The 1367-nt window shown below is 46.0% G+C and carries 2 protein-coding genes; both read right to left on the minus strand.

Going from position 1 to position 1367, the window contains the following annotated elements:
• Positions 1 to 627: ABC transporter ATP-binding protein (locus tag A3762_RS14095; RefSeq protein WP_068756145.1), on the minus strand; the 627-nt coding region annotated here is incomplete at its 3' end.
• Positions 627 to 1367, minus strand: a 741-nt coding sequence (gene livG, locus A3762_RS14100; protein WP_231878816.1) for a high-affinity branched-chain amino acid ABC transporter ATP-binding protein LivG, incomplete at its 5' end; no start/stop codon positions are given. The genes A3762_RS14095 and livG, both read right to left, overlap by 1 nt.

Here is a 1367-nt window from a genome sequence, read left to right on the forward strand (position 1 = left end):
GCCGTTTTCGAGAACATAGCCACGGTCAGCAAGCTTAAGTGCTTGGTTCGCGTTTTGCTCGACTAAAAAGATAGTCATGCCTTGCTCGCGTAACTGTTCAATAATCTCAAAAATTTGGTTAATGATGATAGGGGCCAGTCCGAGCGAGGGTTCGTCCAAAAAGAGCATTTTTGGCTTGCTCATTAGTGCTCGGCCGATAGCTAACATCTGCTGCTCGCCGCCAGACATGGTTCCACCACGTTGTTGAAAGCGTTCTTTCAGACGAGGAAATAACCCAAACACATACTCGAGAGACTCTTCGATACTTTCATTTGTCTCGAAAAAACCACCCATGTGTAGATTCTCTTCCACCGTCAGCCCAGAAAAGATACGGCGACCTTCTGGAACAACGGCAAGGCCGCTTCTCATGATTTCAGCAGTATCTGTCTTGGATATGTCTTTGCCTTCAAATTCAATACGCCCCTGGCTCGCGCGAGGGTCTCCACACACTGTCATCAGTAGGGTAGATTTGCCTGCACCGTTAGCACCAATTAGTGTGACGATTTCACCCTTATCGACGTTCAACGAAACGCCTTTAAGTGCTTGAATCTTTCCGTAGTAGGTATGGACATTATCGAGTACTAACATCAAACCTCTCCCAAATATGCTTTGATTACGTCTGGATTTCCTTTGATCTCTTCTGGAGTACCAGAGGCAAGAGGAGTTCCTTGATTGATAACGTAAATGTTGTCTGAAATACCCATTACGAGATTCATGTCGTGCTCAATTAGCAATACCGATACGTGGTAATCTTCTTTGAGCGAAACAATTAGATTATCTAGGTCTTTCGTTTCTTTCGGGTTTAGGCCAGCCGCAGGTTCATCAAGTAGAAGCAGCTTCGGTTCGGTTACCATGCAGCGTGCTATTTCTAGTCTGCGCTGTTGGCCGTAAGACAAGTTGCCCGCCTCGCGGTTAGCGACATCGGTCAGCCCCACTTTGTCGAGCCAGTATCTCGCGCGGTGCATCGCACGTTCTTCAGACTTCTTGTAAGCAGGAGTATTGAATAAACCTGAGAGTAGGTTGGTATTTGAGTGTCGATGCTGGGCAACTAACAAATTCTCAACCACGGTCATTTCGTTAAATAAACGAACATGTTGGAAGGTGCGGACCATGCCTTTTAGAGAGATTTTGAAATCAGGAAGCTTTTGGATTTCTTCTCCCATAAATTCAACAACCCCCGAAGTAGGCGTATAAAAGCCACTTAAGCAGTTAAAAACGGTTGTTTTCCCAGCACCATTAGGACCAATGATTGATACGATTTGACCCTCTTCAACACGCAGGTTTACACCGTTGACGGCAACGAGTCCGCCAAACTGCATTCTGAGATC

It is taken from the genome of Oleiphilus sp. HI0125 (genome assembly GCF_001635355.1).